This window comes from Streptococcus sp. DD11 (genome assembly GCF_001578865.1).
In the GTDB taxonomy this organism is placed as follows: domain Bacteria; phylum Bacillota; class Bacilli; order Lactobacillales; family Streptococcaceae; genus Streptococcus; species Streptococcus panodentis.
In genome coordinates, this window is record NZ_KQ969396.1 from 97,688 (window position 1) to 104,967 (window position 7,280).

Annotated in this window: 6 protein-coding genes and 2 pseudogenes; 1 reads left to right on the top strand and 7 read right to left on the bottom strand. The window is 48.7% G+C overall.

Annotated features, from left to right (window positions below):
* The coding region (locus STRDD11_RS13895) for a hypothetical protein (RefSeq protein ID WP_206512695.1) at positions 1-189 on the top strand (189 nt) is incomplete at its 5' end.
* On the opposite strand, the pseudogene STRDD11_RS09905 reads toward STRDD11_RS13895, so the two are convergent.
* The 7 genes and pseudogenes from STRDD11_RS09905 to STRDD11_RS09935 form a co-directional block, all read right to left on the bottom strand.
* A pseudogene (locus tag STRDD11_RS09905) lies at positions 176-1,131 on the bottom strand (ABC transporter permease). The gene STRDD11_RS13895 and the pseudogene STRDD11_RS09905 overlap by 14 nt on opposite strands.
* Position 1,132: 1 nt before the next feature.
* Positions 1,133-2,230 (bottom strand): ABC transporter permease, encoded by a 1,098-nt coding sequence (locus STRDD11_RS09910; RefSeq protein ID WP_128837179.1) that lies wholly within the window; start codon positions 2,228-2,230, stop codon positions 1,133-1,135.
* Entirely contained in the window at positions 2,223-3,758 is a 1,536-nt protein-coding gene (locus STRDD11_RS09915) for an ABC transporter ATP-binding protein (RefSeq protein ID WP_128837180.1), read from the bottom strand. Before STRDD11_RS09915 ends, STRDD11_RS09910 begins: the two co-directional genes overlap by 8 nt.
* A 133-nt stretch (positions 3,759-3,891) precedes the next feature.
* Entirely contained in the window at positions 3,892-4,947 is a 1,056-nt protein-coding gene (locus STRDD11_RS09920; protein ID WP_128837181.1) for a BMP family lipoprotein, read from the bottom strand.
* 71 nt (positions 4,948-5,018) lie between these two features.
* The gene (locus tag STRDD11_RS09925; RefSeq protein ID WP_128837182.1) at positions 5,019-5,408 is read right to left on the bottom strand and encodes a cytidine deaminase; all 390 of its coding nucleotides are present in this window, start codon (positions 5,406-5,408) and stop codon (positions 5,019-5,021) included.
* Positions 5,395-6,057, bottom strand: a complete 663-nt coding sequence (gene deoC / locus STRDD11_RS09930) for a deoxyribose-phosphate aldolase (RefSeq protein ID WP_128837183.1) — start codon at positions 6,055-6,057, stop codon at positions 5,395-5,397. The genes STRDD11_RS09925 and deoC overlap by 14 nt, the downstream gene beginning before the upstream one ends.
* 17 nt (positions 6,058-6,074) lie before the next feature.
* Positions 6,075-7,280: pseudogene (locus STRDD11_RS09935) on the bottom strand (pyrimidine-nucleoside phosphorylase); the annotation flags it as partial.

The following is a 7,280-nucleotide window of genomic DNA, read 5'->3' on the forward strand; positions in this document are numbered from 1 at the left end:
GCCAGTACTGTCTGTGACTCGCTGCCTCGTACTAAAAGCAAACTAAAAGACTATAAAAAAACGAATGAGGGGCGGTCAGAATCTTGTGACCGTCATGCTCATTCGTTTTTTTTTGCTGATTCAAATCTTCATCATCAGACTTTTTCAGTGAGCGCCCAAAGAACCGGCGCCGAGTTTATTTCGATTTGATATAATTGATTCCATCGGCCTTGGTGCGACTGCCTTACCGAAGAAAGCAGCCAGAACGACAATCGTCAGAACATAAGGCGCAATCTGCAGATAGACTGTCGGTACTTTTGACAGGACCGGCAGCTGGTTGCCGATAACAGCCAAACTCTGAGAAGCCCCAAAAAACAGGCTGGCCAGCATGGCACCGATTGGACTCCATTTACCGAAAATCATCGCAGCAAGAGCAATAAAGCCCGGACCGACAATGGTCGTTACGGCAAAGTTGACGGAGATAGACTGGGCGTAAATAGCCCCGCCGATACCGCCGAGCAGACCGGAAATCATGACACCGCAGTAACGCATAAGGTAGACATTGATGCCGAGGGTATCTGCTGCCTGAGGATGCTCTCCGACTGAGCGCAGACGCAGCCCAAACTTAGTCTTAAACATGATAAACCAAGCAAGGAAGGAGAAAGCGATAGCCAGATAGCCCACCAGGCTGGTATTTTTGAAAAAGATGTCCCCAAGCACTGGGATGTCTGACAGGACCGGAAAATTAAATTTGCCAAATGAGCGCTGGATATTGTCCGTCTGCCCTTTGTTATAGATGGCCTTGACCAGAAAGACTGCCAGAGCCGGCGCCAGCAGATTCAGCACGGTCCCGCTGACCACATGGTCCGCCCGAAACTGAATCGTTGCTAAAGCGTGCAGCAGCGAAAAGAGGATACCGACCAAGCCGGCGGCAAGCAAGGACAGCCAAGGCGTCATGCTGCCAAAAGTCGGCTCAAAGGTCAAGTTAAAGACAACCCCAGTGAAAGCCCCCATCACCATAATGCCTTCCAAGCCAACATTAACAACACCGGAATGCTCAGAATAGGCGCCGCCGATACTTGTAAAAATCAGGGGAGCTGCATAAATCAACATGGACGATACTAACAGACTTAGTACAGTTACAATATTCATTCTAGTTTTCCCCCTTTACAGTTTTATTTGTTTTTCTGCTGTTTTGAAACCATTCAAAAACAGTTTTTCCCGTCAGGCGTTCAATGATATAGTGGGCACTGACAAAGAAAATAATAGAAGCTGTGACAATATTTACCAATTCAGTCGGTATCTGAGCGACATTCATCCCTGGTGCACCGACGCTCAGAACAGCGAAAAGAAAGGCAGCAAAAAGAATACCAATCGGTGAATTAGCCGCCAGCAGACTGACCGCCATGCCATTGAAACCGACGCTGAGAGAGCCTCCCTGAACAAAGACATTCTGGTAGGTCCCCAGTCCTTCCACTACTCCTCCGAGACCTGCAAGGGCCCCTGAGATAATCATTGAAAGGATAATCGTGCGCTTAGCTGACATTCCCGCATATTCGGAAGCATGAGGATTGAGACCGACTGAACGGATTTCAAAACCAAGCGTTGTCTTCTTAAGCAAATACCAGATAATGACCACAGCAATCAGCGCAAAGAAAATACCGATATTCATACGGGAATTGGAAGTCAGGCTCCGCAGCCAGTCTGTCTGATAGATGGCATTGGCGCCGACGCGCTTACTGGAATCCACACTCTGCATGACAGATTTTGGAAACGCATCATGAATAATCGCATTGCCGACAAAAAGGACAATGTAGTTCATCATGATGGTCACGATAACCTCACTGGTCCCCAGATAGGCCCGCAAGATACCAGGAATGGCCCCGATAAGTCCGCCGGCTGCAGCTGCAATGACAATCGTAGCTAAAATCATCAGCGGACGAGGCAGTTCAGGAAAGGAAAGGGCAAACCAGCCGGCCAGAATCCAGCCAGCCAAAGCCTGACCTGGAAGCCCGACATTGAAGAAACCTGCACGGCTGGCTACCGCAAATCCCAGGGCAATCAGGATCAGCGGCCCCATGGCACGAGAGATTTCTCCAAAACTTCTCAGAGAGCCAAAAGCCGTTTTAAAGAGGGACTCATAGCCCCAAATGGCATCATAGCCAAAGGCCCACATGACCAAAGCTCCTAGAAGGATTCCTAGAAGGACAGAAATCAAAGGAACCGCAATTTTCTGTGTTTTTTTAGACATTGGCATCTCCCTTCTTAAGCTTACCGCCAGCCATGAGAATCCCCAGCTCCTGCTTGTTGGTTTCTGCCGGCGTCACAATTCCCTGGATTTTACCGTCATGGATAACAGCAATTCTGTCAGAAACATTGAGAATTTCATCCAGCTCAAAGCTGACAAGCAAAACAGCCTTGCCTTTATCACGCTCCTCAATCAAACGCTTGTGGATATACTCAATCGCTCCCACATCAAGACCGCGGGTCGGCTGGCTGACAATCAGAAGATCTGGATTGCGATCCACTTCACGGGCAATAATAGCTTTCTGCTGGTTACCGCCTGAGAGCGCTGCTGCCGGCACATATTCGCTGGCAGCCCGTACGTCAAATTCTTCCATCAGCTTACGGGCATAGCTGTATATATTATTGTAGTTCAAAATACCGTTTTTGCTGAGCGGCTCCTTGTAGTAGGTCTGCAAAGCCATATTTTCAGAAATGGACATTTCCAGCACCAAACCATCACGATGGCGGTCTTCAGGCACATGGCTGACCTGCATTTCTGTAATCTTCCGAGGGGACAGACCGGCCACTTCTTTTCCTTTAATCTTGACACTGCCGGACTTAACCTTGCGAAGCCCTGTAATAGCCTGAATCAGCTCGCTTTGGCCGTTTCCGTCAATACCGGCAATACCGACAATCTCACCGGCACGGACATCCAGAGAAAGATTTTTAACAGCGGGGATATCGCGGTTCTCATGAACAACCAAATCCTGAATCTGCAGCACGGTCTCCTTGGGCTGTGCTGCTTTCTTTTCAGTTGTAAATGAAACCGAGCGGCCCACCATCATTTCAGCCAAATCTTTATTTGTAGCGCCTGCAATCTCAACTGTCTCAATGGACTTGCCGCGGCGAATAACCGTAACCCGGTCGGATACGGCACGGATTTCATCCAGTTTATGGGTAATCAGAATGATGGATTTGCCTTCCTTGACCAGGTTTTTCATAATCTGCATCAATTCATCAATCTCCGCCGGAGTCAGTACCGCTGTCGGTTCATCAAAAATCAGGATATCAGCCCCACGATAAAGAGTCTTCAGGATTTCTGCACGCTGCTGGGCACCGACTGAAATGTCCTCTACTTTGGCAGAAGGATCAACAGCCAGACCGTACTTTTCAGAAAGTTCCTTGATTTCCTGAGCAGCCCGCTTTAAGTCTAAAACGCCATTTTTGGTCATCTCGCTGCCAAGAATGATATTTTCAGCCACAGTAAAGGCCTCGACCAGCATAAAATGCTGGTGAACCATGCCGATGCCGAGGGAGGCTGCCTTAGAAGGAGAATCCAGCTTGACTGTTTTGCCATTCACCTTAATCTCGCCGCTGCTTGGTTCCAGCAGACCTGCCAGCATATTCATCAAGGTTGACTTACCAGCACCGTTTTCACCTAAAAGTGCATGAATTTCACCTTTGCGGAGTTCCAGATTGATTTTATCATTGGCGACAAAATCTCCGAAAATCTTGGTAATCTCACGCATTTCAATGACATTCTCATGTGTCATGGGAGTATTCCTTTCAAGAATTTAATTTTATTTCAATAAAACTTACTAGCTTTTCAGCTAGTAGGCTCTATTGAGACAAAAGCGTCTCAATCCTCAAAAGAAGCGACCCTAGAAGGTCGCTTCTTGAGTGGGTTTATTTTTCAGGAACAGTGATGCTGCCGTCAAGAATTTTCGCTTTCGCATCTTCTACAGCTTTTTTCGCATCTTCAGATAGGTTTGAAGTCGTCAGGTCAACGCCGCCGTCTTTCAGACCAAAAGTTGTTGTCTTGCCGCCTGGGAATTTGCCTTTGGCTGTTTCATTTGCAATATCTTGAACCGTTTTGCCAACTTGTTTCAGGCTGGAAGCCAGAACAAAGTTAGATTCTTTGCCGTCTTTAGATTTGTATTTTCCTTCGTCGGCCTGATCACGGTCAACGCCGATGACCCAAACTTTTTCGTCTTCGTTGCGTGTTTCGTTAAGAGACTTCGCTTCATTGAAGACACCAGCGCCGGTACCGCCTGCTACTTGATAAACAATATCTGCACCCGCAGCATATTGGGCAGCAGCGATTGTCTTTCCTTTGGCAGCGTCACCGAAGGAGCCGGCATAGTCAACCTGTACTTTGATTGAAGGGTCTACGGAATGGACACCTGCTTCAAAGCCTTTTTCAAAGCGAGTCAGAACAGCGCCTTCCATACCGCCTACAAAGCCAACTTGTTTTGTCTTAGTTGTTTTGGCTGCAGCCACTCCGGCAAGGTAAGCAGACTCATTATCTGCAAACAGAGCAGAGGCCACATTAGACTGGTCTTTGATCTCATCATCAACGATAACATAGTTGATTTCGGCATTGTCCTTAGCAGCTGCTTCCAAAGCATCTCGCAGTGCAAAACCGATACCAAATACAAGTTTGTAGCCGTCTGTAGCAGCTTGGTTGAGGTTGTTGGCATATTGGGATTCGTCAGTTGACTGATAGTAGGTATAGCCATTGTCTTTTGAAAGACCGTTTTCTTTACCCCAAGCCTGCAAACCTTCCCATGCTGACTGGTTGAATGATTTGTCATCCACGCCGCCGGTATCGGTTACGATAGCAGCTTTCAAATCTGTTTTGGCATCTGAAGAATCTGAACGAGATGCGCGGTTTCCACATGCAGCAAGTCCGACTGCTGCGACAGTTACTAGACCGAGACCTAGCCATTGTTTCTTGTTCATTTCTGAACCTCCTAAATAAGATGTGCAACACAGTTGCAAGTTTGAGTTTGGTCAACTGACCGGCAACAGATTTAGTTCAAATCTGTGAAAGAGTATGGAAGTAACTCCCCGACCGTCATCACGACCGTCGATTTATCTTTAGCGACCAAGGTCACCTTTAAATCCTTAGCAAAAAATTCCGCCATCACCTGACGGCAGGCACCGCAGGGTGAAACAGGCTTTTCCGTTTCCCCATAGACAACCAGCTCTTCAAAGTCCAAGACTCCTTCGGAAACTGCCTTAAAAATGGCTGTCCGCTCACCGCAGTTGGTCAGGCCGAAACTGGCATTTTCGATATTGACGCCGGTAAAGACCCGGCCGTCCTTAGCCAGCAATACCGCCCCAATCGGAAAGTGAGAATAGGGGACATAGGCTTTCCTGCTGGTTTCGACAGCTAAATCAATCAAGTCAGTAGTCGCCACTGGCCTCTTCTCCCTTCATAATCGCTACACCTGCCGATGTACCGATACGAGTTGCGCCGGCCTCAATAAAGGCCTGAGCATCCTCGTAAGAACGGGCACCGCCAGAGGCTTTGACCCCCATATCAGGACCGACTGTTTGACGCATCAGAGCAACATCAGCTACCGTCGCCCCGCCGCTGGAAAAGCCGGTTGAGGTTTTGACAAAATCCGCCCCTGCTTTTTGAGCCAGCTGGCAGGCTTTGATTTTCTCCTCATCCGTCAGCAGGCAGGTCTCCAGAATCACCTTGACCAAGGTTCCGTCAGCAGCTTCCACAACCGCTCGAATATCCTGCTCTACCAAATCGTAATCCTGAGATTTGAGAGCGCCTACATTGATAACCATATCCACTTCAGCAGCTCCCTTTCGGATAGCATCCTTGGTTTCAAACGCTTTGACCTCAGAAGTATTGGCTCCCAAAGGAAAGCCGATCGGAACGCAGACCTTGACATCTGAACCCTTGAGCTGCTCAGCTGCAAAAGCAGTCCAAGCTGGATTGACACAGATACTGGCAAAGTCATAGCTCTTTGCTTCTTCTATTAATTTCACAATCTGCTCTTTTGTTGCATCTGGTTTTAAGAGCGTGTGATCGATGTATTGATTTAATTTCATAATGGTTCTCCTTCAAGCTAAGCGATGATTTCAATAATCTCGCTCACTTTTACGGCCTCGTTACTTATTTTAACATTTTTTTGAAATCTGTAACTAGTTCTTGTGAAATTTTTTGATTGGCATAAATTTTGGCAAGAACCTGTCCAGCCCTGACTCTGTCGCCGACTTTTTTCTCGAAGACAAGACCGGTTTCATAGTCTAAGCTGTCCGTCTTCACAGCCCGGCCGGCTCCCAGCCGCATGGCAAAGAGACCGAATTCCATAGCTGGCAGTTCCGTGATGTAACCATCCTGATCGGCTGTCACTTCTAGGACATAGGCTGCGCTGGATGGCCGATAGAGGTCTTCCAAGTCACCGCCCTGAGCTGCAATCATGGCCTTAAATTTCTCAAGAGCAGAGCCGTCTGTCAGATGCTGACGGACTTCTTCTGCTGTCTTCTCCACATCTGCCAGAGAGAGCATGATTTGCGCCAGCTCACAGATGAAGACCGTAATATCCTCCCGGCCCTGTCCCTGCAGAATAGCCAGAGCTTCTAAAATCTCCAGACGGTTGCCGATACTGGTCCCCAGAGGCTGGCTCATATCGGTGATGACTGCTGTAGTCTTACGGCCGACCGCCTTGCCCAAGTCCACCATGGTTTGCGCCAAGCGGCGGGCATCGGCCAGATTCTTCATAAAAGCCCCTTCACCTACTGTCACATCCAGCAGGATACTGTCGGCTCCGGCAGCGATTTTCTTGCTCATGACCGAGCTGGCAATGAGGGGAATCGTGTCCACAGTTGCCGTCACATCCCGCAGGGCATAGAGCAGCTTGTCAGCCCGCACCAGCTGGTCTGACTGACCGATAACAGACAGTCCGATGTCCTGTACCTGCTGGATAAACTCTTCCTGACTGCGCTCCACCTGAAAGCCTTTGATAGATTCTAACTTATCAATCGTTCCGCCGGTATGTCCCAGACCGCGACCGCTCATCTTGGCCACCGGTACACCGAAACTGGCCACCAGCGGCACCAAGACCAGCGTCACCTTGTCGCCGACACCGCCGGTCGAATGCTTATCTACCTTAACACCCGCAATTTCTGACAGATCAAACTGCTGACCTGTTCCGACCATGGTCATGGTTAGATCGGAGATTTCCCGGGTGGTCATGCCCTTGAAATAGACTGCCATTGCAAAGGCCGACATTTGATAATCCGGCACCGTACCAGCTGTATAGCCTTCAATC